Origin of the sequence: uncultured Rummeliibacillus sp. (assembly GCF_934216135.1) — a bacterium.
In the GTDB taxonomy this organism is placed as follows: Bacteria; Bacillota; Bacilli; order Bacillales_A; family Planococcaceae; genus Rummeliibacillus.
In genome coordinates this window covers 53,838-80,058 of sequence record NZ_CAKQBI010000004.1, presented here as the reverse complement: position 1 = coordinate 80,058, position 26,221 = coordinate 53,838, and the positions used below count along the sequence as shown (strand labels likewise).

General features: G+C 35.2%; 21 protein-coding genes, 1 other RNA gene and 1 other annotated feature. Of the genes, 2 read left to right on the top strand and 20 right to left on the bottom strand.

The genetic code is table 11. The features are described from left to right. Positions 1-140: 140 nt before the first annotated feature. From Q0977_RS04125 to hisS, 5 genes are all read right to left on the bottom strand, one after another. Positions 141-233: a hypothetical protein gene (locus tag Q0977_RS04125; protein WP_299510984.1), complete on the bottom strand. Its 93-nt coding sequence runs from the start codon at positions 231-233 to the stop codon at positions 141-143. A 46-nt stretch (positions 234-279) separates the two neighbouring features. Continuing rightward, positions 280-1,347, bottom strand: coding sequence for an N-acetylglucosamine-6-phosphate deacetylase (gene nagA, locus Q0977_RS04120; protein ID WP_299510866.1), 1,068 nt, complete (start codon positions 1,345-1,347; stop codon positions 280-282). Positions 1,348-1,556: 209 nt separating this feature from the next. Continuing rightward, positions 1,557-1,740: non-coding RNA, 6S RNA (gene ssrS / locus Q0977_RS04115), on the bottom strand. A 171-nt stretch (positions 1,741-1,911) separates the two neighbouring features. Then, positions 1,912-3,690: an aspartate--tRNA ligase gene (gene aspS / locus Q0977_RS04110; RefSeq protein ID WP_299510864.1), complete on the bottom strand. Its 1,779-nt coding sequence runs from the start codon at positions 3,688-3,690 to the stop codon at positions 1,912-1,914. Positions 3,691-3,705: 15 nt separating this feature from the next. After that, complete coding sequence (gene hisS, locus Q0977_RS04105; protein ID WP_119416154.1) at positions 3,706-4,971, bottom strand: histidine--tRNA ligase; 1,266 nt, start codon at positions 4,969-4,971, stop codon at positions 3,706-3,708. Positions 4,972-5,098: 127 nt separating this feature from the next. After that, positions 5,099-5,332, bottom strand: a binding site (T-box leader). Positions 5,333-5,448: 116 nt separating this feature from the next. Here hisS and Q0977_RS04100 point away from each other — a divergent pair. Continuing rightward, a complete protein-coding gene (locus Q0977_RS04100) occupies positions 5,449-7,275 on the top strand; it encodes an SH3 domain-containing protein (RefSeq protein ID WP_299510862.1) in 1,827 nt (608 codons plus the stop codon). 54 nt (positions 7,276-7,329) lie between these two features. Here the strand turns inward: Q0977_RS04100 and dtd are convergent, their stop codons facing one another. The 7 genes from dtd to Q0977_RS04065 all read right to left on the bottom strand — a co-directional run bounded on the left by dtd (position 7,330) and on the right by Q0977_RS04065 (position 18,344). Beyond that, complete coding sequence (dtd, locus tag Q0977_RS04095) at positions 7,330-7,770, bottom strand: D-aminoacyl-tRNA deacylase (protein WP_299510860.1); 441 nt, start codon at positions 7,768-7,770, stop codon at positions 7,330-7,332. A 16-nt stretch (positions 7,771-7,786) separates the two neighbouring features. After that, on the bottom strand, positions 7,787-9,979 hold the full coding sequence (locus Q0977_RS04090) for a bifunctional (p)ppGpp synthetase/guanosine-3',5'-bis(diphosphate) 3'-pyrophosphohydrolase (protein WP_119416157.1): 2,193 nt from the start codon (positions 9,977-9,979) through the stop codon (positions 7,787-7,789). Between the two features lie 208 nt (positions 9,980-10,187). Next, on the bottom strand, positions 10,188-10,700 hold the full coding sequence (locus Q0977_RS04085) for an adenine phosphoribosyltransferase (RefSeq protein ID WP_119416158.1): 513 nt from the start codon (positions 10,698-10,700) through the stop codon (positions 10,188-10,190). A 2-nt stretch (positions 10,701-10,702) separates the two neighbouring features. Then, complete coding sequence (recJ, locus tag Q0977_RS04080) at positions 10,703-13,048, bottom strand: single-stranded-DNA-specific exonuclease RecJ (RefSeq protein WP_299510856.1); 2,346 nt, start codon at positions 13,046-13,048, stop codon at positions 10,703-10,705. A gap of 223 nt (positions 13,049-13,271) precedes the next feature. Beyond that, positions 13,272-15,197, bottom strand: coding sequence for a S8 family serine peptidase (locus Q0977_RS04075; RefSeq protein WP_299510854.1), 1,926 nt, complete (start codon positions 15,195-15,197; stop codon positions 13,272-13,274). Positions 15,198-15,456: 259 nt separating this feature from the next. Further along, positions 15,457-17,727 carry a protein translocase subunit SecDF gene (secDF, locus tag Q0977_RS04070; RefSeq protein ID WP_299510852.1) on the bottom strand — a complete coding sequence of 757 codons (2,271 nt, stop codon included), beginning with the start codon at positions 17,725-17,727 and terminating at the stop codon, positions 15,457-15,459. Positions 17,728-18,014: 287 nt separating this feature from the next. Then, complete coding sequence (locus tag Q0977_RS04065; protein ID WP_158582366.1) at positions 18,015-18,344, bottom strand: post-transcriptional regulator; 330 nt, start codon at positions 18,342-18,344, stop codon at positions 18,015-18,017. An 82-nt stretch (positions 18,345-18,426) separates the two neighbouring features. Between Q0977_RS04065 and Q0977_RS04060 the strand changes: the two genes are divergently transcribed. Further along, positions 18,427-19,944, top strand: coding sequence for a polysaccharide biosynthesis protein (locus Q0977_RS04060; RefSeq protein ID WP_119416163.1), 1,518 nt, complete (start codon positions 18,427-18,429; stop codon positions 19,942-19,944). On the opposite strand, the gene Q0977_RS04055 is transcribed toward Q0977_RS04060, so the two are convergent. The 8 genes from Q0977_RS04055 to Q0977_RS04020 form a co-directional block, all read right to left on the bottom strand. Next, on the bottom strand, positions 19,939-20,571 hold the full coding sequence (locus Q0977_RS04055) for a DUF421 domain-containing protein (protein WP_119416164.1): 633 nt from the start codon (positions 20,569-20,571) through the stop codon (positions 19,939-19,941). The genes Q0977_RS04060 and Q0977_RS04055 overlap by 6 nt on opposite strands. Positions 20,572-20,623: 52 nt before the next feature. Continuing rightward, positions 20,624-20,851: a hypothetical protein gene (locus tag Q0977_RS04050; protein WP_299510847.1), complete on the bottom strand. Its 228-nt coding sequence runs from the start codon at positions 20,849-20,851 to the stop codon at positions 20,624-20,626. 146 nt (positions 20,852-20,997) lie between these two features. After that, complete coding sequence (yajC, locus tag Q0977_RS04045; protein ID WP_119416166.1) at positions 20,998-21,273, bottom strand: preprotein translocase subunit YajC; 276 nt, start codon at positions 21,271-21,273, stop codon at positions 20,998-21,000. A gap of 41 nt (positions 21,274-21,314) precedes the next feature. Continuing rightward, positions 21,315-22,457 (bottom strand): tRNA guanosine(34) transglycosylase Tgt, encoded by a 1,143-nt coding sequence (tgt, locus tag Q0977_RS04040; RefSeq protein WP_119416167.1) that lies wholly within the window; start codon positions 22,455-22,457, stop codon positions 21,315-21,317. A 3-nt stretch (positions 22,458-22,460) separates the two neighbouring features. Then, entirely contained in the window at positions 22,461-23,510 is a 1,050-nt protein-coding gene (gene queA, locus Q0977_RS04035; protein ID WP_119416168.1) for a tRNA preQ1(34) S-adenosylmethionine ribosyltransferase-isomerase QueA, read from the bottom strand. Between the two features lie 66 nt (positions 23,511-23,576). Next, complete coding sequence (gene ruvB / locus Q0977_RS04030) at positions 23,577-24,581, bottom strand: Holliday junction branch migration DNA helicase RuvB (RefSeq protein ID WP_119416169.1); 1,005 nt, start codon at positions 24,579-24,581, stop codon at positions 23,577-23,579. A 19-nt stretch (positions 24,582-24,600) separates the two neighbouring features. Then, a complete protein-coding gene (gene ruvA / locus Q0977_RS04025) occupies positions 24,601-25,221 on the bottom strand; it encodes a Holliday junction branch migration protein RuvA (protein WP_299510842.1) in 621 nt (206 codons plus the stop codon). A gap of 135 nt (positions 25,222-25,356) precedes the next feature. Next, positions 25,357-26,220 (bottom strand): aminoglycoside phosphotransferase family protein, encoded by an 864-nt coding sequence (locus Q0977_RS04020; protein ID WP_119416171.1) that lies wholly within the window; start codon positions 26,218-26,220, stop codon positions 25,357-25,359. Position 26,221 lies beyond the last annotated feature (1 nt).

The following is a 26,221-nucleotide window of genomic DNA, read 5'->3' as shown; positions in this document are numbered from 1 at the left end:
TAATAAAGTAATCCTATTCTTTTACTTATATAATTGCTCCATCAAAAATATAAACCTAAAGTATGTAACAATGCAAGTAAAGTATAGAAAAAACTCTAGTTTACATCTTTCCTAAATTGACACCGCAATACTTTTGAGTTCTAACATTCAACATCAATACCCTCTGAAAAAATTACTTCGGATAATTTTGCAAGAGCTTCTTCTGCATCTGATCCTTCTGCAGAAATTGTAATTTCTGCCCCTGATAGTTACTTTCCCTATTCGTTTATGTTAGTTTTTTCAATTAAGCATATAATGTTGCTTCGACGTAATACCCATTTGTTTACATGCATTTGTAGAAGACATAGCAACTAATTCTTGGAGTGTGCAATTTGTAGCTTTTCGCATGTTTCGAACTGCTAAATCCATCGTTAATACACTTCCAGCTAAGGAGCCATTTGGTAAATATGCTCCTTTTGGTGTTAGATGAACTAGTTGTCCACCTAAATCGTAATGACCGTTTGGTTCACCTTTTGCTCTCATTGCATCCGTAATAAGAATAATATTATTTGCCCCTTTGACACGGTAAGTAAAGTCAACTGCTCTTGGATGAACATGGATAAAATCAACAATCAACTCTACCTTCACATTTTCAGATAGCAATACGCCTCCCACTACTCCTAATTCACGATGATGGAAAGGTCGCATTTTATTATATAAATGTGTCACTTGTTTTACACCTAGAGAAATGGCTTTTTCTACTTCTTCAATTGTTGCATCAGAATGACCAATCGATATGACAACACTCTCTTTGGCTAAAGCTTCTACAAATTCAAAACCACCATTTACTTCTGGTGCAACTGTGATTTCTTTTATTTTATAGCCACTTAATCTTTGCCATTGTGTGAATTGATCAATAGATGGGGGAATAATATGTTCTACTGGTTGTGCGCCAGCACATTTTTTTGAAATATATGGACCTTCAACATGAATACCAATAACTTCTGCTTCATTTTCTGCACTTTCAAAGTTAGCTATATTCTTTAAAGCCGATTTAATTGCTTGTTGTTCTTGTGTCATAGTAGTAGCTAAAAAGCTAGTTGTCCCCTCTTTAACTAATGATCTTGCTATTATATGAAGTGACTCTGTTGTTGCATCCATCGTATCTTTTCCTGCTGATCCATGAATATGCATATCAATATAGCCTGGAAAAAGTATTTTGCCACTACCATCAATTTCTTTATCCGCTTTTAATCGAAGTGAGGATCCAATTTTTTTGATTTTCCCATCTTCAACAAGTATATCTGCAATGTACTCTTTTTCATTTGCATTAATAATCTTAACTCCAGATATAAACAATGTTTGCACCGATATCATACCCCCTTTTTTAACAGACTATAGAAATACTTATTATCTATTTAATGTATTTTATTAATGTATTCTGACGTTATGAATTTAGCATCTAACTATATAAAACGATTTTCGTATTTTGAATAATCCGTATCCTTATATTAATAATGATGCACCAAAAAAACTCCAATCCTATTAGAATTGGAGGTTAATGGTCTCTTTAAATAGCAAATCCCAATTATGCCGTTGTTTTTACAAATCGCTTTGAACCCGCACTCTTTGCAGGTGGGTGTCGTATTTGAAACTTTAAAAGTCCCATTACAGGCATGTTTGCCATTCCAAAATGACAACTCCCAACGATATTATGTTCGGTCAAAACTGATTAAGTTTCAACAAACATATCAGGATTTGCTGTTGATTTAATACTAACATTAATGTTCAGAAAAATCAAAATAAATAATGATAATTATCTGTTAAATTTGAAAATAAATCTCCCTTTTCTATACATAAAAAGAGGATATCCCATAAGTGTGATTACACGCTTATAAAGATATCCCCTTATTTAAAAGCTTTTAGATGAGTCTAGTCTTCGTCGGCTAAAGTTTTAGTACGAATGTGTAAGTCATCTAATTGAGCGGTTGCAACAGAACTTGGAGCATCTGTTAGTAAGCAACTTGCTGAAGCTGTTTTAGGGAATGCGATTGTGTCACGTAAATTATCGCGACCAGCTAATAGCATGATGAAACGGTCAAGACCGAATGCTAAACCACCATGTGGAGGAACGCCGTATTCAAATGCATCCATTAAGAAACCAAATTGTTCTTGTGCTTGTTCTTGAGTGAAACCAAGTACTTTGAACATTTTTTCTTGTAATTCTTTTTCATAGATACGAAGTGAACCACCACCAAGTTCGTAACCATTTAATACGATATCGTATGCTTGAGCACGAACTTCGCCAGGAGCTGTTTCCATTTTATCAAGATCTTCATCAAATGGACGTGTGAATGGGTGGTGAGCTGCAGTATAGCGTCCTTCTTCTTCTGAGTATTCAAGTAATGGCCAATCAGTAATCCATAAGAATGCGAATTGTGATTCGTCAATTAAGTTTAATTCTTTACCTAGTTTTTTACGAAGTGCACCTAGAGCATCAGCAACAACAGATTTTTTATCTGCTACGAATACTAATGTATCTCCTGGTTCTGCTTTCATGCGTTCAACTAATTTTTGACCATATTCATCTTGGAAGAACTTACCGATAGGACCTGTAAGACCATCTTCAGTGACTTTAATCCATGCAAGACCTTTTGCACCATAACGGCCAACGAATTTTGTTAATTCATCTAAGTCTTTACGAGAATATTTGCCGTTTGCACCTTTAATGTTAAGACCTTTAACTTGGTTACCTGCTTCAACTGTTTGAGCAAATACTTTAAAGTTACATCCATCAACAACATCTGTTAAATCGATTAACTCTAAACCAAAACGAACATCTGGTTTATCTGAACCATAGCGAGACATTGCTTCGTCATATTTCATACGTTGGAATGGACGTGGAATATCGATTCCTTTAATTTCTTTCATCACTTTTTGGATTAAGCGTTCGTTAATATCAAGAATTTCTTCTTGTGTTAAGAAACTCATTTCCATATCGATTTGAGTGAATTCTGGTTGACGATCAGCACGTAAGTCTTCATCACGGAAACAACGAGCGATTTGGAAGTATTTTTCAAATCCAGATACCATCAATAATTGTTTAAATAATTGTGGTGATTGTGGAAGTGCATAAAATTCACCTTCGTGAACACGTGATGGAACAAGATAATCACGAGCACCTTCAGGAGTTGATTTTGTTAAGATAGGTGTTTCCACTTCTAGGAAGCCTTCATCTTGTAAGAAGTTACGTACCACTTTTGTTACGTCAGAACGTAATTTAAATGTTTTATACATTACAGGACGACGTAAATCTATATAACGGTATTTTAAACGTAAATCTTCGTTTACTTGGATACGATTTTCAATTTGGAATGGTGGTGTTTTTGATTTGTTGATTAATGTTACTTTATCAACATAAACTTCAATCATACCAGTATCTAAGTTAGGGTTAACCATATCTGGTGTACGTGGACGTACTTCACCTTCTACTTCGATAATATATTCACTACGGAATGTATCTGCAAGATCTAGTGCCTCTTGAGAGTTTTCTGGTGTGAACACAACTTGTGTTAAACCAGTACGGTCACGTAAATCGATGAAGATTAAACCACCGAAGTCACGACGATATTGTACCCAACCTTTTAATACGACGCGCTCGCCAATATTTTCAGCGCGCAAAACTCCACATTCATGTGTGCGTGTTGCCATGTATGATTCCTCCAATTAATGTGTTTGTAAATAGTTTACCAAGTCATGGAATGGTACTTTTTCTTGGTTGCCTGATTCCATATTTTTCACACTTGCAGCATTTTCTTCTAGCTCTTGTTCGCCAAGTACAATCACCCATTTAGCACCTTGACGATCAGCTGCTTTCATTTGTGCTTTCATTTTACGACCTGCGTAATCTAGTTCTGTCGCAATACCTTTTGTACGGAAAGTACTTGCAAGCTCTACAGCCTTTTCCTTTGCTGCATCGTCCATTGCGACGATGAATAGATCAAGTGAAGAATCTGTATCAAGACTCTTTTCTTCAGCTTCAAGAGCTAGTAATAAGCGTTCAATACTCATCGCAAAACCGATACCAGCCACATCAGGACCGCCAACTTCTTCAACTAGTCCGTGATAACGACCACCACCACAAAGTGTTGTAATTGAACCAAAACCTTTTGATGTACTCATAATTTCAAATGCTGTGTGGTTATAGTAGTCAAGACCACGTACAAGGTTAGGATCCACTTCATATTCGATTCCTAAAACATCTAAATAATGTTTTACTTGCTCAAAGTAAGTTGCTGATTCTTCGTTCAAGAAATCTGTTAAAGCAGGCGCAGTAGCCATTAATGGGTTGTCGTGATCTACTTTACAGTCCAAAATACGAAGAGGGTTTTTCTCTAAGCGATTTTGGCAATCAGAGCAAAATTCATGAATATGCGGTTGGAAGTGATTAATAAGTGCTTCACGGTGCGCATCACGAACCTCCTTGTCACCTAGTGAGTTAATGACTAATTTTAAGTCTGTTAAACCAACAGCACGATAGACATTCATCGCTAGTGAAATAACTTCTGCATCAATAGCAGGGTCTTTACTGCCAATAGCCTCAACGCCAAACTGTACGAATTGGCGATAGCGACCTGCTTGTTGGCGCTCATAGCGGAACATTGGACCAATATAAGATAATTTAACTGGTTGGTCAGGTTGACCGAACATTTTATGTTCTACATAAGCACGAACAGCACCGGCTGTACCTTCTGGGCGAAGTGTTAAAGAACGACCACCACGGTCTTCAAATGTGTACATTTCTTTTTGAACGATATCTGTTGTATCGCCTACACCACGTTGGAATAATTCAGTAGACTCGAACATTGGCGTACGAATTTCTTCATAACGATACGTATGGCATAAATGACGAATAATTCCCTCAACTTTTTGCCATTTTTCTGATTGACCAGGCAGAATATCTTGTGTGCCTCTAGGTACTTTAAAACTCATAACAGTCTCCTTTCTATATTTAATAGCTCAACCAACTAAGCTGCCAACTCAATTTCGGATAGTTTGAATAATTGAGATTGTCTAAAATCCCAAAGAAAAATAAAAAAGCCCTCATCCCCTGCATTACGCAAGGGACGAGAGCTATTAAGCTTCCGCGGTTCCACCCTAGTTGATCTAGCTAATACTAAATCCTCTCAAATCGGATAACGGCCGATACCGTTTTCCCCTACTAGATAAATCGTTCGAAGAAAAGCCTCTCAAGTGTTTTTCACTAATCAGTACTATAGAAAAGCTTTCAGCCACGTCTTTTCCTCTCTAAAAAGTACTTTTTGATCGTTACTTTCTTGGTCATAGGCATACATTTTTTCTTAAAGATTACTTCATATGATAACATTTCAGCGAAATATGTCAACTGTTTGAAAAAACTTATAGTTTTTTATCTCTTTTCATCTTACAATGGAAGAAAGGAGGAAGAAAATGAATACTATTAAACTAAATACAGCGACTATTGTCTCAATTTGTCTAGTTTTAATCTTTTCAATGTTCGCAGTAGTTCCCAATGCAAATGCCGCTTCTACGAAGTTAAAGGTTACTGCAACTTCGCTTAATATTCGAACTGCTCCTAACACTAGTTCAAAAGTCATGACGACTGTAAAGAAGAATACTACTTTGCTAAAGGTAAAGAAAAGTGGAAATTGGTATCAAGTGAAGTATAAAAACAAAACGGGTTGGGCTTCTGCCAAATATTTAAAAACTGTCAAAACAACGGTTTCAACCGCATCAACTACTTCAAAAATTGTTACTTCTAAGACGGACAACCTTAATATTCGAAAATCCAATTCCATTAACTCTAAATCATTAGGAAAATTAAACAAAGGAAAAACTGCTACATATATCCAACAAAAAAATGGTTGGGTAAAGATTAAAACTTCAAGTATTACTGGTTGGGTTAGCGCTACATATGTAACAATTTCTAACAAAGCTAAAACTACAAGTCCTAAAATCACAAATGCAAAAAAGAATTTATACTTTGTCGTTACAGCTAACTCTTTAACTGTAAGATCAAAACCAGATTCGTCTTCAAAATTTTTAGCTTATGTAAAGAAAAACGAATCTCTATTAGTTTCTCGTATTGCTAGTAATAATTGGGTTGAAGTAACATACCAAACAGGAAAAAAAGGTTGGGTTTCTGCAAAGTATGGTACTCAAAAAGTTAAAGAACCTACTACAAGTTCTATCACTGTTGTTGTACCAGAAGAAACTACCTACTATTATGTTACAGAACCAACCGGTCTAACAATAAGAGATAATTATAGTGCAAGTGCTAAATCTCTTGGACAAGAAGTACCATTTGAGACAAAGGTCCAAATTTTAAAACAAGCAAGTAACGGATGGATTTATGTCAATTACGATGATATTGAAGGTTGGATTAACGGTAGTACTTACTATGGATTTGCTTCCACAAAGAACATAACATTTACTGCTGAAAAACCATCTAAAACAAAATACTTTGTGATGAAATCTGGTACTTTAAATGTTCGCTCTTTACCAACTACTGCAGCTCCTTCTCTTGGTAAAGTTTCGAAAGGAAACTACTTTAAAGTTTTACGAGTGTCTAATAATAATTGGGTTGAAGTTCAATATACATCAAAACAAAAAGGTTGGATTTCAGCGAATACCGCAAGTAGTAATATCACTACTAAGAAACCAACAACAACCGTTTCTGACAGTGTTAAAGGCTCTCTAAAAGGGATAAAAATCGTCATTGATGCAGGCCACGGTAAACAAGATAACGGCGCTTCTGGTAATAAGGTTGTAGAAAAAACATTAAATTTAAAAGCCGCAAAAGAAATTCAGGCTGCGATTGAAAAAGTTGGCGGAACAGTGTACATGACACGTACTAATGATGATCAGTTCTTAACACTTGATCAGCGTGCTGCCTATGCAAAACAAAAAGGTGCAAATGCCTTTATTAGTGTTCATCACAATTCTGCTAGTCCATCTGCTACTGGCTATGAAAGTTATTATTCAAGTTCAGCTAAAGTAAGTAGTAAAAAATTTGCAGAAGCCATTCACAACGGTATTAAAGATGCTGTTGAAGAAGAATACCCTCATTACAACGATCGTAAATTAAGAGCAATGGACTTTTACGTTGTAAGATATAATTCTGTTGTTTCTGTACTATTAGAACTAGGCTTTGTGTCAAATTCTTCAGACGCTAAATTAGTAAATACGAATGCATATCGTGAAACTGTAGCAAAAGGTGTTGTAAACGGTCTTTTATCTTATTATGGTCGTGATTAACATCTAATGAAATGCCAACAAAAAACACCTGATTTATAATCAGGTGTTTTTTGTTTACTTAGATTCAAGAATAATTGTAACAGGTCCATCATTTGTTAGTTTTACATCCATCATTGCACCAAAGACACCTGTTTCAACATGAAGTCCCAGTGCACACAGAGTACTATTAAAGTATTCCCATAAACCAAACGCTTCTTCAGGGCGGGCTGCATCTGTAAAACTTGGCCGATTCCCTTTTTTTGTATCAGCATATAAAGTGAATTGAGAAACAGATAAAATGTCTCCCCCATGTTCTTTAATAGAGTGATTCATCTTACCTTCATCATCTTCCCAAATACGCATTTTAACAATTTTCTTTGCTAAGTAATCTGCATCATCTTTTGTATCTCCATGTGTAATTCCAACTAATAACACATATCCTTGATCAATTTTCCCTGTTACTTTTCCATCCACTGTAACAGATGCTTCTTTACTTCGTTGCAAAACGACTCTCATTAAAATATCTCCAATCTTAGTGCATTACACGTTGAACAGAATAGACATCTGGAATTTGTTTTACGCGATCTACTACTTTATATAGATGTTGAATATGTTTGATTTGTAAAGTTAGACTAATGGTAGCAATTTTATCACGATCAGTTCGTGCACTAATACCACTAATCGAAGTTTTCGTTTCTGTAACGACTTGTATCACTTCGTTTAACAAGCCTACTCGGTCAAAGCCTGAAATTTCAATATCTACATTGAATAATTTATGTTGTTCTAAATTGTGTCCCCATTCAACATCGATTAATCGTTCACGATCTTCTGATGTTTGGATATTCGAACAATCTGCACGGTGTACAGAAACACCACGGCCTTTTGTGATAAAGCCAACTATGTTATCACCTGGTACCGGATTACAACAACGAGATAAGCGAATGAGTAAATTATCCAATCCCTTAACAATTACACCTGTTTCAGTAACCTTTTCTTTTGAAGGTGCTTTCATCTCTTTTGTAATTTTCTCTAAAGTTTCCTCTTGACTACGTTGTTTTCTGACACGCTCAGCAAGGCGATTAACGACTTGAAGAGCCGTCATACCATTAAATCCTACAGCTGCAACTAAATCATCTTCGTTGGCATAATTCATTTTCTCACATACACGTTTAAAGTTTTCAGATGTAAGAATTTCTTTTGGGTCAAACCCTTGTTCAATGATTTCCTTTTCAATCATTTCTCGACCTTTGTTGACATTATCTTCACGCAATTGCTTTTTAAAGAATTGCTTAATCTTATGCTTTGCTTGTGACGATTGTGCAATATTCAACCAATCTCGGCTCGGTCCAAATGATTGTTTAGAAGTCATAATTTCTATAATGTCACCTGTTTTTAAAGGTGTATCAAGAGGCACCATTTTCCCATTTACTTTGGCACCAATTGTTTTGTTACCGATTTCTGAGTGTACACGATAAGCAAAATCAATTGGTACTGAACCTGATGGTAATTCAATAACATCACCTTTTGGAGAAAATACATAAACCATATCAGAAAACAAATCGAATTTAAGAGATTCCATAAATTCTTCTGCATTAGAAGACTCATTTTGGAATTCTAAAATTTCACGGAACCAAGTTAACTTATTATCAATATTCGATTTATTATTATCTACTGTTTTGCCTTCTTTATATGCCCAATGCGCAGCAACCCCGTATTCAGCAATTTTATGCATATCTTTAGTACGAATTTGGACTTCTAGAGGATCTCCATATGGCCCTATTACAGTTGTATGAAGTGATTGATAAAGGTTTTGCTTTGGCATTGCAATATAGTCTTTGAAACGACCCGGCATTGGCTTCCAAAGCGTATGGATAATTCCTAGTACTGCGTAGCAATCTTTAATACTATCCACAATGACTCGTACAGCTAGCAAGTCGTAGATTTCGTTAAATTGCTTGTTTTGCAATACCATTTTGCGATAAATACTATAAATATGTTTCGGACGTCCTGATAAATCCGCATTAATGCTGATATCATCTAGTTGAACATGAATTTCATCCATTACAGATTTTAAATAGTCCTCACGTTCAACTCGTTTACGTTTCATCAGATTGACAATGCGGTAATATTGCTGAGGATTTAAATAACGAAGAGCAGTATCTTCTAACTCCCACTTAATAGCTGAAATTCCTAGACGGTGAGCTAATGGAGCAAAGATTTCAAGTGTTTCTTTTGAGATACGGCGTTGTTTTTCGACTGGTAAATGTTTTAACGTTCTCATATTATGTAATCTGTCTGCTAATTTAATGAGAATGACACGTATATCTTGCGCCATTGCTACGAACATTTTGCGATGATTCTCGGCTTGTTGTTCTGCTTTTGACTTATATTTAATTTTCCCTAATTTTGTAACACCATCTACAAGCATTGCGACTTCTTCACTAAATTGTTCAACCAGGTCTTCTCGTGTGACAGGTGTATCCTCAACGACATCATGCAAAAAACCTGCTGCAACTGTTTCTGGATCCATTTGTAAATTCGCCAAAATACCTGCAACTTGTACAGGATGTAAGATATATGGCTCACCTGAACTTCTGAACTGTTCTTTATGTGCATCCTTTGCCAGTTCATATGCTTTTTTTACGAATGCAACGTGTTCTTCATTCATATATGATGTTAGAATTGAGAAAACTTCTTCTACTGTCATCACTTGATCTTTCGCCATGTTAGCCCACCCTATTTCATAATTTTTCCGATTAGGTATAAAGTTAATTGTATAAAAAAAATAGCCTATTTGTAAAGGCTATTTCCTCGAAAAAATTGATAATTCGACAAATTTCACATAGTTTTGAAGCAATATCTTCAAGGATTCACAATATGTATTAAAAATCATAAAAGAAAACCCTCATGCAAATGCAATGAGGGCTAAAAGATTAGTATTTCATAAGTGTAAAGACATCATAATTTTGAATTTTATCGCGGCCATGTAATTCTTCTAATTCGATTAAGAAAGCACATCCGACAACTTCCCCACCAAGTTGTTCAACTAAGCGAATTGCCGCATCTACTGTACCACCAGTAGCTAGTAAATCATCTACGATTAATACTTTTTGACCTGGTTTTACTGCGTCTTTATGCATTGTCAATGTATCTTTACCGTATTCAAGGCCATAATCTGCAGTAATGACTTCACGTGGTAATTTACCTGGTTTACGTACTGGTGCAAAACCTATTTCAAGTGCATAAGCAACCGGACATCCTGTGATAAATCCACGTGCTTCTGGACCTACGATCAATTCTGCTCCAACTTTTTTTGCATATTCTACAATTTGGTCGGTTGCATATTTATATGCTTTACCATTATCCATAATTGTTGTGATATCTTTAAAAGAAATACCTTCTTTAGGCCAATCTTCTACGATTGTCACATATTGTTTTAAATCCATTATTATTGTTCCTCCTCAGAAACTGATTGACCATTTAAACGAAGGTCAAACCACTCTCTTAAATCCTTATAGGGTGCATACAATAGGGTTTGTTCTAAATCCATTTGTTGCGCGCGTTGTTGATAGATTTTCGCACTTGTTAACTCTTTTTTCGGTGGATGATCTACAACTTTCGCGAGTCCATTCTCTATTGTAACAAATCCAAGTTCAAAAAACACCTGTGTCATAAAAATAAGCATATCTCGGCTCCAACCTTTATGCTTTGCCAACTCATTTAAATGTTGTCGTAATTGAAATACTTGTCTTTTTCTTAAAAAAGTATAATACCAGACAAACTGCTCTCTTGTAGGCATTCCATCAAAATAATGAGAATCTGGGATGTAAAAATGTGCATAAATTCTGCTTGGTTTTACATTTTCTAAAAGCTGCTCTAACATTTGAACATTTTGTGGCAAATCTAAAACTACAATATATTTCATACAACTTTCTTCTGATATATCATCCGAATAACTTTGAATTTTTTTAGGTATTAAAGATTCATAATAGTTTAAAGTTTCTTCCCTGAAAGCTATAAAAGTTGCACTTTCAAGTGGGATTGTTTGGAGCCACCTAGCAACTTGTCTAATTCCTCTAAGATCAAATAATTGCCATTCATCAGTATGAACATCTTGTAACATCAATTGTGGCTTCTTTTTGCCATTCCATTCATTAATTTGTAAATCGCCTGCAAAGTATACTTTGATACCATATGTTAACTCGTCAGCAAGATTCCCTTTATGGAATCCTACAGCATCAAGTTCATAATTATTTGAAACTATTTGTATTTTTATATGATCTTCGTTGGCACCAATTTTTCGCATTGATTGAATTGAAGCATCTTCAATTCCATAGACAGGTTTGGCAAAACTAGTACCGAATGGACCTAGCATACGGACGTCTTCGATTGCATGTATATCAATTTCCTCAAGAGTGAGCGGTATATCAATATCTAAAACAGGTGTTAAATCCTCTTCTGTTAAACATTCTCTAGCTTGCTTGTCTAATCGATAGCGCAGTTCGTCAACATCTTCCATTGCGAGTGTCATCCCTGCAGCCATAGGGTGCCCCCCAAAAGCCGGTAAGATATCTCTATTTTTTGCAAGCTCTTTATACATATGGAATCCTTCTATAGAACGTGCAGAACCTTTGGCAATCCCTTTTTCCACATCAACTGAAAGTATAATAGTTGGTCTGTAATATTTTTCTACTAATCTTGATGCAACTATTCCAACTACTCCAGGGTTCCATCCTTCTTCTGCAATGACTAATACTTGTGAATTTCCAATTTCTTCATCATTTTCAACCATTGTAATAGCTTGTTCAGTTATATTTTTAACCATTTCTTGCCGTTCTTTGTTCTGCTCGTTCAAATATTCGGCCATCGACATCGCTTCAGACATATCTTGAGACATTAAGAAGTCAACACCAGGAGCTGCATCTCCCAATCTTCCTAATGCATTTAATCTTGGCGCAAAAGCAAAACCAATTGTTTCTTCATCAATTTCTTGTTGATTTACACCGGATACTTTGGCTATTGCTTTAATAGCGGGTCTCGTAGAATATTGCAGTGCTTCAATACCAGCTTTTACTAGATATCGATTTTCATCTAATAGTGGAACTAAATCGGCTACAGTCCCGATTGCCGCAATTTCCAATAAGTGCTTTGGAAATTCTCCATATAATGCGTGTGCCACTTTAAATGCAACACCTACACCAGCCAATTCTCCAAAAGGATAATGTCCATCTGGGTGTCTTGGATGGATGATAACATCTGCTGGAGGTAGTGTTTCACCTGGTTCATGGTGGTCCGTGATGATTACATCCATCCCTAACTCTTTAGCCAACTGAACTTCTTTGTTTCCAGCAATCCCATTATCCACAGTAATAATAAGTTGATAGCCTTTTTCATGTGCTTCTCTAAATAATCTTTCACTAGGCCCATAACCATCGGTAAATCTATTTGGAATCATATGTGAGACATCAGCTCCTAAATCTTGAAGCGCCGTTTTCATCACAGTTGTACTTGTAATCCCGTCAGCATCGTAATCCCCATATATTAATATTTTTTCTCTATTTTGTATGGCTTTATTTATTCGTTCAACAGCTTCTTTCATGCCGTGCATTTCAAATGGGTCATGGATAGCATGCTCATCTATCATTAAAAAAGCACGAGCTTCTTCAATTGTTGTGAAACCACGTGCTACTAAAATTTTTGCTGATATAGAAGAGATTTTAAGTCCGTCAACAAGATTTTTCACTAGTTGTTCATCTGGGCGATTAATACGCCATCTTTTTTCAGTTGCTGTCATTATGTCACTTCCTCATGAAATTCATTATACAAAATATATGCTCATTATTGAAAGTAGAATACTATTTTAAATCGAATGCGTGGATGATAGAGATAGAATAGCCAAAGAAAAGAGACATTTTCTGTTTAAGTTTGAACAAAAAGCGTCTCTTTCCATTTTGGAAAATTCGTTATTATAAATGTTTGTTATTCAGTTTCTTCTACATTACTATTGTTTCTTTAAATTATTTTAAGACATATTCAATTGCAATTGGTCTAGATAATTGTTTTCCTTTTGAAGTTTTGACACCTTTGTTATTTATGAAGATTACGTAATTTCCTTTCGCTAACGTTTTGGTTGTTGATAGTTTAATTGTTTTTCCTTTTGTATCCTTTTTAAGTTTAAAACCAGTTATTTTTTTACCAGCATGAATAATCGACACTTTACTTGTTGTTAATGTTTTAGTTTTTAAAGCTGTGCCAAATGTAATAGTTGTTGTTTTTTTTGATTTAAGACTTTTTAAGTTTGATGCTTTTACATAACTAGATGTTGAAGTAGAAGAAATAATAACTAGTTTTATCTTCTTATTATAATTAGAGAGCAATTTTTTTTGAGACTTTGATAAACCTTCTTTTATTGAATAAAGGTAGGCAAATTGTGTTTGGAACGTTAATGATTGTCCTTTTTCAACTCGAGAAATCCAACTTGTAATAGTATTTCTATATTTTTTTATGTACTGTTCCTCTACAGTTGGTTTTATCGTTGTAAAGGCAATATCTTTACCTGCTGAAGCAATATTATTAGCACTCACTGATTCAACTAAAACTTTGTAGGTAGTACCCTCTTTTAAATTAGTAAAAGTATAGTCATGTCCTGTTGTTGTAGCAATTCGTTTATTATTTATATATATATTATATTTTTCAGAAGGTATTATAGAATTTTCTTTGGGCGCAAATGAAATCATTGCTGAATTTTCTGTGATGTTATGAACTTCAAGCTTTTGGACGTCATCTGGTGTTGTTAAATTATAATTCACTAAACCATATCCATAGTATGGATCTTTTCCTTTACTTCCTAAATCTATTGTATAATTTCTGAGAACTTTACGAAGCTTTTCGTTATTATAATCTGGATATTGCTGGGTTAGTAATGCTAAAATGCCCGTAACATGAGGAGCAGCAAAAGAAGTACCAGAACCTTTTTCGTATTTGCCATTAATTCCTAAGCTATAAATATCACTTCCTGGTGCTGTAAATTCCACCTTTGAACCGGTGTTTGAAAAATAAGAAATCTGATTGCTACGATCCACTGAAGAAACAGCAATCACACCATCATATCTTGCAGGATATTCTACATTTTTTCCGATACCATCATTTCCTGCAGCAGCGACAATTGTTAAACCAGCGTTATAAGCTGCTTGGATCGCATTTTTTAAGATTGGGTCATCATCTGGAGTTCCAAGCGACATATTAACAATATCTATCTTATTTTCAATCGACCATTCAAGTGCTTTTAATATAGATTCCATACTTGCTCCATCTTTTTCAAATACTTTTAGACTATATATCGTAGCATCCGGAGCAATCCCTACAATATTGCCGTATAATTGGCTTGAAGTTAAACTTGCAGCAATGATTCCTGAGACAAATGTGCCATGCCCATCTATATCATATGGTGAACTTTCATCAATACGAGTTGTTGGATTATCATCTACAAATGAATATCGCTTCACATTAGGTAATGAGCTATTGATAGCCACACCTGTATCAATGACTGCTACCTTTACATTTTGCCCTGTTAAACCGGAAGCCCATGCTTTTTGTGCGTTAACCGCATTGATATTCCAATTTGGTGTAATTGTTGTAAGTATTGAACTAGATGTATTTTCGATTTGAAGTGTTACTGGATTTTTTTCAACAACTTTAATACCAGATGTCTTCTTTAAAGAATTGATTGCTTCTTTTGAAAATGTCCCCTCAATCGTATGTAGATTTTCATATGTATGTTCCGTTTTAGTTGCCTGTTTTAAAACTTGCTTTTTACCGTCGTCATCATTATAAACGACCATCACATTTTGATATTGCTCATCTTTTGCTTGAGAAAATAATGGGGAAATCACGAAAATAATACACATTGTCAAATATGCTACGATCCATTTTTTTGTACTCATCATTTAATTCTCCACTTTCTATTAAAATTTAGCACATCCCACCGCACCAAATTTTTACGAATCCGCAAAAGTAGTTCTAATAACCTTATTTTATTACATATTAAGTACTTTATACACTTTTATAATATCATAATTTTATGCCTATTTTAATACTTTATTAATACTATCCAGTAACATTTATACTATTTTTCAAAATAAAAACCAACCTACTGAAATACAATAGGTTGGTTTTTCATTTTTTAAATACTGGAGAAATAGATTACACTACAGGCTCGTCTGATCCCCATTGTTTTTTCTTTTTATCTACATCAACATGCCCTTTTTTCTTCATTTCACGTACTTTTAATACGTACCAAATTTGGGCTGCAATGTAGATAGAAGAATACATACCTGTTACTAAACCAATTAATAACGCGATTGAGAATGTGGATATAGAGCTTGCACCGAAGATTAATAGCGCTACAACTACTACAATTACGGTCATAACTGTATTAACAGAACGTCCTAAAGTTTGACGTAATGATTTATTGACAATATGCGCTAAATCGTCAGCATCTTTAATCTTCTTAACGCGATGTAAGTTTTCTCGAATACGGTCAAATGTTACGATTGTATCATTAATTGAGTAACCGACAATGGTTAATACAGCTGCGATAAAAGTAATGTCTACTTCTATACGGAATAGACTGAATATCGCTACCATAAAGAATACGTCATGAAGTAATGAGGCAATTGCACCAATACCCATTCGCCATTCGAATCGGAAAGCGACATAAATAATGATACCAAGTGCTGCCCAAAGTAATGCTTTTACAGCATTTTTCGCTAATTCTGTACCGATTGTTGGTGAAACTGTACTAATACTAGGTGTATCACCATATTCTTTTTTGAACTCAGCATTTAACTTTTTAACATCATCTTTTGAAAAATCGTGTTTATATCGGATGACTGCTCGGTCATTTTTGTTTCCTGAAATGACAATATCATCTGAAGAAAAACCAATTTTATCAATATAAGATTCTACATCATCTTTCGTTAATGCATGATTAGATGTAACTTCAACACGAGAACCATGTGTGAAATCAATACCAAGGTTCAGTTTGAAAATACCTAGTATAATCATACCTGCGATGATTAAGACTGCTGATAATGCGAAGAATTTATTGCGATTGTGTACAAAGTCGAAACGATCGAAATGTGTTGATAGATCAAGTGTATCAACACCCTCTTCAATCTTATGAACACGAGATTTTTTGACACCAAATAATCCAACTTTTCCATCTAAATAACCACTATTAACAAGCAATCCTAATAGGATACGTGTACCCCATACAGCTGTTAGAAAGCTGACTAAGATTGAAATGATTAATGTTGTCGCAAAACCTTTAACGGAGCTTGTACCAAAAGCAAATAATACGCCAGCTGCAAGTAACGTTGTAATATTCGCATCAAAAATCGCAGTGAATGACGATTTTGAGCCCGAATGGAACGCAGCTTTTACAGATTTACCAACACGTAATTCTTCTTTGATACGTTCATACATAAGGATATTCGCATCAACTGCCATCCCTATCCCAAGAACTAAAGCAGCAATACCTGGTAGAGTTAAGACTACATGAATCCAGTCAAACAATACTAAAACAATAAATGTGAAAATAGTAAGTGTAATATCTGCTATTAAACCTGGTAAACGATAAACCAATAACATAAAGATAAAGATTAGCGCTACACCAATAATACTAGCAAATACTGTACTATTTAAAGCTTCATCACCGAACTGTGCACCAACAGAAGTTGAATACATTTCAGTAAGTTTAGCAGGAAGTGCACCAGCATTTAAAATACCTGCTAAATCTTTAGTTTCTTGTACTGTATAATTACCAGTGATTTGAACATCTTTTGAATTGATTGTTTGAGTAACTTGTGGATTAGATTCAAATCTAGGATTTTTTTTCAAAACTTCTTTTTTATAAGAATCTTTTCCTTCATCGAAGTCTAACCAAATTACCAATAAATTATTAGGTGATCCCATTGCAGCAATCTTGCTAGTTACTTGACCAAACTTATCAGGGTCCTTCAGTTTAAGTGTAACCATCGGACGACCCTCTTGGTCAAATGCTGCTTTTGCTCCGCCTTGTTGCAAATCATTACCGTCTAATAACACTTTGTCATTGACGTCACGGAAAGTTAGATTTGCTTGGTTTGAAAGAACTTCACGTGCTGATTCTTGATCCTTAACACCTGCTAATTGAACACGGATACGATTTCCGCTTTCAATTTGGATGCTTGGTTCACTAACACCAAGAACATTGACACGTTTACTAATGGCCTCTGCTGTTGCTTTAACATCACTTTCCGTGATTTTCTGTCCTTTTTTCAACGGTTCTACTTGATAAAGAACTTCGAAGCCGCCTTGAAGATCTAGGCCTAAGTTAATATTACTTAGTACGCCTTTAACGGTCGTTCCCATAAGTGCGCCAATTACAACGACAATCATCAGGAACGCGACGATTCGGCTTTTTAATTTCATTAAAACTTCCTCCTCAAACAATACCGCGGTATTACTAATGACAGTAGACAATTCTTAATGTCCGTTTTGTTAGCTAGTTGTCCTGTCACTACTTTGTATAGAAGTGTTGTCCTAGTCAGTAAACTATCTTCCAATTACGAGCATGAATTGCCCTTATGAAGCGTAGAATTCTTCTAAATACATAATTCTAATTCTATTGATTCTAGCTTACATTTTATTGCATAACACGTTTATTATGAAACAGGTTTGTCTACCTGTCAAATCAATCCCATATACTATTTACAATTTTATGAAGAAATTTCTTGTGAACTTGAGTTTCCTTTACCTATTAATAATTGAAATTCTTCTTCGTTAATAGGAGCAAACCAATTTGAACTTTTTAGTTCTTCTACTTGTGTGAAAGTCATATACTGAGCAGCAGTTAAAGAAAATATATCTTCAATTACTTTATGTAAAGCTAAATCGGATTCATCTATCTTTCTCCATTTTTTAGAAACCAAAAATCGCCAAATATCTTGTTCAGTAATATGTTTTAAACCTTCCATCTTAAAATCAGCTTTTCTAATCGATAGGACAGGTAATACTTTTTGAAACAATTGCTCATATTGAACTACCAATATACTCACGTCCTTTTCCGTATTTTGAACGTACAAGATTTATTCTTCCGATGAAATTGTATATATAGAAAGAAGGGACCTTATGACTTCATTTTTCCATGGCACATTTTTATTAATGGGAGCGGTTCTACTCTCTAAATTATTAGGATTCTTATATCGAATGCAATTTATGCGAGTTGCTGGTGAAGACGCTGTTGGAGTTTACATGACAGCATATCCAGCATTTATATTCTTTTTATCCCTTGTCCAATTAGGTATACCAACTGCCATTGCGAAAATCGTTGCAGAACTAGAGGCAAAAGGTAAAAGAGTTGAAATTAGTAAGTTAATGCGAACATCAAGACTATTAAGCTATATATCTATACTTATTTTCTTTCCACTTATACTATTATTCATCCCGTATTTAGCTGAAAATCTCTTACATGATAATCATGTGCGAATGCTTTTATATGTCTCATTGTTCACTGTTCCACTTTCAATTGCTTCTGCTCTTTTGAAAGGATTATTCCAAGGCCTTGCACGTATTGAAGAAACAGCTTGGTCCCAAACAATCGAACAAGTCATTCGAATTGCAATGATTACATGGCTTTTACCATATGGCGTTGTACAAGATAACCCAGCTATGACAGCAACCTACGCAATGGTAATTACAGGGCTCGCTGAAGCAGCTGCTCTAATCTATTTGTATTGGAAATATTTACATGCAAAACAAAAAGGACTCGTGCTATCATCGACTGGTTATTCTTCTCCAAAACCGATTTTAGATATTGCGTTACCATCAACAGGTAGTAGACTATTTGGATCTTTTACTTGGTTTTTAGAACCAATTGTATTTTTAAAAGCTTTGACTTTAGCAGGATTAACCGCTGCAGCTGCAACAAAGCAATATGGCATTATTTCAGGTGTGCATATACCATTATTGCTGTTCCCATCATTTATTCCTTTTGCTTTAGCTGTTGTACTAATTCCCGCAGTAAGTGATGCTGTCGCCCGAGGCAATCAATCATTGCTAAGAGAGAGAGTGCATATCGCTCTAAGATTATCCACAATTGTCGGTTGCTTTAGCGCTGTTTTCTTTTATCTATATGGTGATGAATTTGCAACCAAGCTTTTCCATCTATCAGAAGATAGAGGGTATATGAAATTATTAGCACCTATTTTCTTCTTTTATTACATTCAGAGCCCATTAAATTCTATCTTGCAAGCATTAGATGAAGCAAAAGCTGCTATGATGAATTCTGTATATGGCGGAGTTGGCAAACTTTTAGTAATGCTCGCTCTCGCATCTCAACCAGAAATTGCGGAAACGGGTGCTGTTATTGCAATCGGTTTTGGTGTACTCATCACTTCCTTCTTGCATATCGCAACTATTCGAAAAAAGAAATATGTCGATACCGGGTTTAAGTTATTTATCATACCTTACTGGGCTTCCATTTTAATCGTTGTTTTTCGCGAATACATTATTCCTACTTCTCAATTTAACCTATGGATAAATGGTTCGATTACTCTTGCGATCATATTTGTTGTACTAATGTTTACCAATCAAATTCGTATCAATGATTTTCGTTACTTAACGAAGACATTAAGAAAAAGACTATGATTTCAATTGGACATGGATCTTACCATCTTCAAAACAACAGTAAAAAATTTTACTATGATCGTCATGTCCAATTTTACTTAATTCACTTCTTAACCATCGTTCGCTTTTTTTGATTAATAATAGATGTCTTTTTTGAATCTCACCGTCTACTATTAATGGCAAAATTGGCGGTAAATTATCCTTCATAAATACCGACAGATTTCCGGATGGTTCTAAAAATGCATACGCTATTTTTTGTACAGAACCTATGTCTTTTTCTCTAAGCTGTTGGAACAAATCATCTAAATTATAACGCTGTCTTTTCATCTCTTTTTCTAAAAGTACACCATCACGAATAATTATTGTTGGATCACCATCTATTTTATCACGAACTTTCTTACTTTTTAAGGAAATAAATGAAATAGTTACTTGTATAACTAATAGGATGATCATTGGTAAAATGGATTCAAATAAACTTCTTTTCGGGTTATCCACTGCAAACGAAGCTACATCTGCAATTAATATAAAAATCACCAAATCCATTACGCTTAATTCCCCAACTTCACGTTTCCCCATTAACTTGAAAATAATTAAAATGACAAAGTATAGGAAGAACGTACGAAATGCGATTATTATAAAATCGTTCACATCATGACCCCTTTTTAACTTCTATCCTTTGTCTTTCCCATAAAATTATGCATTATAACAAAAGAGAAATTGCAACTATTACTAATCCACACATAAGTAATATAAAAACAATGAACCCTAATGAGCGAATCCATTTTGGTTTAGTAGGTACTCTAACACGATTGCTTCCTGAACGATTTTGAAACATACGCTGTTTTGCAGTCAAGCGTGCATGAATCGTATCATCATCAAATCCTAACTGTTCAATTTTCTTATGAATATTGTGTTGTCTTTTAGACACCGTCACTGCTTCCCTTCAGAATGGTATACTATTAATTTCTACAAATATGGAAAAAAGCCTTTATTTCAAGAGAAATAAAGGCTTTTTAATGTATGAATAGTATTCAACTCACAATATTATTTATACGATAATAATTATTTATTAAATTATTTTGTAGCTGTTGCTCCATCTAGTACTTTCCCTATTGCAGCACGTTCAAAACGTAATTTTGAGCCATCTTCAACTTTGATCAACACTGATGAGTCATCGATTGCTTCGATTTCACCGTGTAAACCACCAATTGTAACAACCTTATTACCTTTTGCCAAACTATTTTGCATTGATTGAGTATTTTTACGTTGTTTTTGAGCTGGACGAATCAACATAAAATACATTAACGCAAAAATAATAATCATCGGTATTAGACCTTGTAAACCTTGCATTTATATCCCCCTTTCTATCTCTAGCATTTATTATACAAGAATTAGAAATTTTTTGCATTTGGTTTATTAAAACCATATTGTTCAAAGAATTCTTCACGGAAGTCACCAAGGCGATCTTCACGGATTGCTTGACGAACTTGACGCATCAAATCTTGTAAGAAGTATAGATTATGATATGAAGTTAAACGAATACCAAATGTTTCATCTGCTTTGATCAAATGACGAATATATGCACGTGAATAGTTTTTGCAAGTATAGCAATCACAGTTAGGATCAAGTGGTCCAAAGTCACGAGCATACTTAGCATTTTTCACAACTAAACGTCCTTGACTAGTCATACATGTACCATTTCGTGCAATACGAGTTGGTAAAACGCAGTCAAACATATCAATACCACGAATGGCTCCATCGATTAATGAATCTGGTGAACCTACTCCCATTAAATAACGTGGTTTGTTGGAAGGTAACAATGGTGTCGTATATTCAAGCATTCTATTCATAATATCTTTTGGTTCACCAACTGATAAACCACCAATTGCATAACCAGGGAAATCAAGAGAAACTAAATCCTTCGCAGATTGTTTACGAAGGTCTTCGAATTCCCCACCTTGTACTATCCCAAATAACCCTTGGTCTTCTGGACGAGCATGCGCTTTTAAGCAACGTTCTGCCCATCTTGAAGTTCGTTCCACAGAATTCTTCATATATTCATACGTAGCTGGATATGGAGGGCATTCATCAAATGCCATCATAATATCTGAACCAAGAGCATTTTGAATTTCCATTGATTTTTCTGGGCTTAAGAAAAGCTTGTCTCCATTTAGATGGTTACGGAAATGAACGCCTTCTTCTTCAATACGACGAATATCGCTTAAACTAAATACTTGGAAACCGCCTGAGTCCGTTAAAATTGCTCGATCCCAGTTCATAAATTTGTGTAGCCCACCTGCTTCACGAATAATTTCGTGACCTGGACGAAGCCATAAGTGATACGTATTACTTAAAATAATGCCAGCACCCATTCCTTTTACTTCTTCTGGCGACATTGTTTTAACTGTTGCTTGTGTGCCAACTGGCATAAATGCTGGTGTTTCAAAGGAGCCGTGCGGTGTATGCACAATTCCTAACCTTGCACCTGTTTGCTTATCTGTTTTAATAAGCTCATATCGAATTGCTTGAGACATGTATTAATTTCCTTTCTTTGCTTTTGGTCGGATGAACATTGCATCACCGAAACTGAAGAAACGATATTTATTTTCTACAGCAATTTTATATGCATTTAACACATTTTCACGGCCTGCGAGTGCACTGATCATCATAACAAGCGTAGATTTTGGTAAGTGGAAGTTTGTAACCATTCCATCAATTGCTTGGTATTCAAAACCTGGGTAGATGAAAATAGTTGTCCAACCTGATTCTGCAACAATTTGGCCATCATTACGATGTGCAATTGTTTCAAGAGTACGAGTAGAAGTTGTTCCAACTGCGATGACACGTCCGCCATTTGCTTTTGTATCATTGATCACTTTTGCAGTTTCTTCAGATAGGTTATAAAATTCTGCATGCATATCGTGTTCTTCGATATTTTCAACACTTACTGGACGGAAAGTACCGATTCCGACATGTAATGTTAGGAATGCTACTTTTACACCTTTTGCACGAATTTGATCTAACAATTCTTCTGTAAAGTGAAGACCTGCTGTTGGAGCAGCTGCGGATCCAAGTTCTTTAGAGTAAACAGTTTGGTAACGTTCTTGATCTTCTAGTTGTTCATGAATATATGGTGGTAATGGCATTGTACCAAGTTTTTCAAGAATTTCGATGAAAATTCCTTCGTAATCGAATTTAAACATACGGCCACCGTGTTCTAATTCGCCAGTACATGTTGCTTTTAGTAAACCGTCACCAAAAGTGATTTCAGTACCCACTTTTACACGTTTAGCTGGTTTTACAAGTGTTTCCCATTGGTCATCACTTGTTTGTTTTAATAATAATACTTCAATATGAGCACCTGTTTCTTCTTTCACACCGATTAAACGTGCAGGTAATACTCGAGTATTATTTAGAATTAGGCAATCCCCTTCATGTAATTCATCCAAAATATCACGGAAATGATGATGGGAAACTTCACCAGTTTCACGATCTAACACCATAAGACGACTAGAAGCACGGTCTTTTAATGGTGTTTGTGCGATTAATTCTTCTGGTAAATAGTAATCAAAATCTTCTAATTTCATGTTAAACTTCCTTCTTATTATTTGGTTTGTTAATGGATTTATAGAAATATCCAATTTCACATCAAATTATGACCCTGATGGATAAGCAAAGCCAAAATGTTCATATGCAAGTGCAGTAGCTATGCGACCTCTTGGTGTTCTTTGGATAAAACCAATCTGCATTAAATATGGTTCATATACGTCTTCAATAGTCATCGATTCTTCTCCAATGCTTGCGGCAATAGTATCTAACCCTACTGGTCCCCCACGGAAGCGTTCAATCATATTCTCAATTAGTTTATGATCTATATGATCTAATCCAAGCGGATCAACTTGAAGAAGTTCTAATGCGTCTTGTGCTAATTTAAGGGTAATATCACCGTCTCCAATTACTTGAGCATAATCACGCACTCGTTTTAAAAGACGGTTGGCAATTCTCGGTGTTCCACGAGAGCGCCTTGCAATCTCTCCTGCTGCAATTTTATCGATATTCACTCCAAACAATTCAGAGCTTCTACGAACAATTTCAGTCAATGAATATTCATCATAGTAGTCTAAACGTAATAATACACCAAAACGGTCTCTAAGTGGAGCAGATAGTGCTCCAGCTCTCGTTGTTGCACCAACTAATGTAAAAGGAGGCAAATCTAGTCTTACTGAACGTGCTTGAGGTCCCTTCCCTACTACAATATCTAAACAAAAGTCTTCCATAGCAGGATATAAAACTTCTTCAATAGCTCGTGGTAATCGATGAATTTCATCGATAAATAAGACATCTCCCGGTTCAAGTGAACTGACAATAGCAGCTAAATCTCCTGGTCTTTCAATCGCTGGGCCACTTGTCATACGAATATTAACGCCCATTTCATTGGCAATAACTGCTGCCAACGTTGTTTTACCAAGTCCAGGAGGTCCATATAGCAGGACATGGTCAAGACTCTCTTCGCGCATTTTAGCAGCTTCTATGAAAATCTTCAAATTCTCTTTTACTTTATCCTGCCCTATATATTGCACAAGGTTTTGGGGACGTAACGACAATTCATACTGATCATCATCTTTTGTAGCTTCACTTGAAACGACACGGTCATCCATTGTATTACCTCCTTTCTATCTACTGTTGTTTTAACAAAAGTTTCAAAGCTTGTTTCATATACTCTTCTGTTGTGCTTAAACGATCATCTTCATCCAATTGTGGGTGAATCTTCGTAAGCTCTCTTTCAGAATAGCCAAGAGCACTAAGGGCTAAAAGCGCCTCCTCTAATTCATGCTTATTCGGATTTACACCGAACAATGGTAATTCGTCGTCAGCACTAGGTAATTCTATATCTCCAAGTAAACTATCTAACTTCCCTTTCAAATCTAAAATCATTTGTCTAGCTGTTTTCTTACCGACTCCAGGGAATTTTACTAGGAATTTTTCATCCTCTTGTTCAATAGCAGAAATTACTTGACTAGGGTTACCACTTGCTAATATTGCCAATGCACCTTTTGGTCCAATTCCTGATACTTGAATAAGTTTGCGGAATAATTCACGTTGTTCTAACGTTTTAAAAGCAAATAATAGTTGTGCATCTTCACGTACATGTAAATGAGTAAAGACCTTTATTGTTTCCTTATTCACTTGAAATGCAAATGGATTTGGCGTATATAATTGCCAGCCAATCCCTTGTTGCTCAATCACAATATATTCAGGCGTTACACGAGTAACAGTCCCCATTATGTAGTCATACATAGCAATTCTCCTTTTGTTCAACGCTATCGATTATAGCATAATTTTATATATGTCATAAAACGTCAACCTACTTTAATAGTGAAAAAAGATAGGCCAAAACCGGCCTATCCTAGAAAACTTGCTTTTATACTATTTTCACTTACCACAATCATACCACAGTTTTGGCCATGAAGAGAGCGCGACTTCCGTAAAGCTTATTAGTTCTTCTACAAATGCCTGTTGTCTTTCCGTTATTACGTTTTTTACATACATCCATTCACGTAATAACTCGTTAGGAAAACGTAATGTCTGTAAGTATGTTTCTGGTACTCTTTTAAGTGATGGTTGTTCTCTAAGTAATGCATTTAAATTGTAATTTACGTTTGGCAGTACCCGATGCATCCACATAATCAGTTCTTCCTCTGGGTGCCCATAAGAAGCCAAATCAAAATCTATTAAAATGTTTTTCCCATTCGAACTCTTTAAAAAGTTATGATGTACGATATCTCCATGAAGTAATGTCTTTTCACTTTTTAAAGGTTCTAGGTGTTTAAATCCTGCTAACGCTTCTTGAGCATATAAGATTAACTGATTACAATTGTCTGCACCAAGGTATACAGATACTTGTGTATAATGCAACATGAATTTCTGTAACCTTTCTTGCCATTTAAGTCTCAAATCATATGTTGGTAAACGAAATTCTTCTTTTGACCAATCTATTTTTTCTCCGGTTTGATGTAGCTGATGTAAAATTGCTAGAGAATTTGTACGATCCAATCTGGATTGATAATTAAATGCTCTAGCATTTTTTATCCATGGTTGTATAAGTATGTTTTTATCTTCTAACTTAACTTCTGATAACGTATGCGGAAACTGAATGTCAGCAAGACTTTCATGAATCGCTTTTACTTTTTTAGCAACCGCTAAATTATCGTACTTTTTCATAACAAATTCTTTTTTATCTAACTGACAATGCCAGACATTAGATTTAATCTTCTTTTTCACGTCGAAGTTGCTCACG

Excerpts from the sequence above, each read along its gene's own strand:
- hisS (WP_119416154.1), bottom strand. The coding sequence starts at position 4,971 with ATGAGTTTTAAAGTACCTAGAGGCACACAAGATATTCTGCCTGGTCAA.
- Q0977_RS04060 (WP_119416163.1), top strand. The coding sequence starts at position 18,427 with ATGACTTCATTTTTCCATGGCACATTTTTATTAATGGGAGCGGTTCTA.
- queA (WP_119416168.1), bottom strand. The coding sequence starts at position 23,510 with ATGAAATTAGAAGATTTTGATTACTATTTACCAGAAGAATTAATCGCA.
- Q0977_RS04100 (WP_299510862.1), top strand. The coding sequence starts at position 5,449 with ATGAATACTATTAAACTAAATACAGCGACTATTGTCTCAATTTGTCTA.
- Q0977_RS04075 (WP_299510854.1), bottom strand. The coding sequence starts at position 15,197 with ATGAGTACAAAAAAATGGATCGTAGCATATTTGACAATGTGTATTATT.
- Q0977_RS04085 (WP_119416158.1), bottom strand. The coding sequence starts at position 10,700 with ATGGATTTAAAACAATATGTGACAATCGTAGAAGATTGGCCTAAAGAA.
- dtd (WP_299510860.1), bottom strand. The coding sequence starts at position 7,770 with ATGAGAGTCGTTTTGCAACGAAGTAAAGAAGCATCTGTTACAGTGGAT.
- recJ (WP_299510856.1), bottom strand. The coding sequence starts at position 13,048 with ATGACAGCAACTGAAAAAAGATGGCGTATTAATCGCCCAGATGAACAA.
- ruvA (WP_299510842.1), bottom strand. The coding sequence starts at position 25,221 with ATGTATGACTACATAATGGGGACTGTTACTCGTGTAACGCCTGAATAT.
- aspS (WP_299510864.1), bottom strand. The coding sequence starts at position 3,690 with ATGGCAACACGCACACATGAATGTGGAGTTTTGCGCGCTGAAAATATT.
- tgt (WP_119416167.1), bottom strand. The coding sequence starts at position 22,457 with ATGTCTCAAGCAATTCGATATGAGCTTATTAAAACAGATAAGCAAACA.
- yajC (WP_119416166.1), bottom strand. The coding sequence starts at position 21,273 with ATGCAAGGTTTACAAGGTCTAATACCGATGATTATTATTTTTGCGTTA.
- Q0977_RS04090 (WP_119416157.1), bottom strand. The coding sequence starts at position 9,979 with ATGGCGAAAGATCAAGTGATGACAGTAGAAGAAGTTTTCTCAATTCTA.
- ruvB (WP_119416169.1), bottom strand. The coding sequence starts at position 24,581 with ATGGATGACCGTGTCGTTTCAAGTGAAGCTACAAAAGATGATGATCAG.
- secDF (WP_299510852.1), bottom strand. The coding sequence starts at position 17,727 with ATGAAATTAAAAAGCCGAATCGTCGCGTTCCTGATGATTGTCGTTGTA.